This window comes from Rhizobium sp. No.120 (assembly GCF_054558365.1).
In genome coordinates, this window is the sequence record NZ_BAAJNQ010000060.1 from 1 (window position 1) to 624 (window position 624).

At 66.2% G+C, this 624-nt stretch carries 1 pseudogene; it reads left to right on the top strand.

From position 1 onward, the window contains the following. Positions 1–624 (top strand): annotated as a pseudogene (locus ACYJRZ_RS31935) (calcium-binding protein); the annotation flags it as partial.

Below are 624 nucleotides of genomic sequence, written 5' to 3' on the forward strand. Positions count from 1 at the left end.
GGCGCCGAGCGCACCATCACCAACGTGGCGGCGGGCCGAATCAGCGGCTCGTCCACCGATGCCGTCAACGGTTCGCAGCTCTTTGCCACCAACCAGGCGGTCGACGCGATCGGTACGACGGTCAACAACATCACCACGGGCGGCGGCATCAAGTATTTCCATGCCAACTCGACGGCAGCGGACTCGTCGGCAACGGGTGCGGAATCGGTCGCGATCGGACCTCTCTCGGTCGCGTCCGGGGCGAATGCCATCGCCGCCGGCAACGCTTCGGGTGCCTCAGGTCTCGACTCTTCGGCGTTTGGATACATAGCCAAGGCGACGGGTGATTTTAGTACCGCCATGGGCGCTGATGCCAATGCGACGGCCACATCCACAACCGCGATCGGCCAGAACGCGTTTGCAACCGCCGTTCAGGCAACCGCTGTGGGCGTCAACGCCAATGCCGGTGGCGCGAATGCGCTTGCCCTGGGCGCCAATGCTGCTGCGGGCAACGCGGGCGACGTAGCGCTCGGCTCTGGCTCGGTGACCGACGTCGCCGTCGGCACCGCCAGTGCGGTGATCAACGGCACGACCTACGCCTTCCAGGGCACCAATCCGGCTTCGACGGTCAGCGTCGGCGCCGTT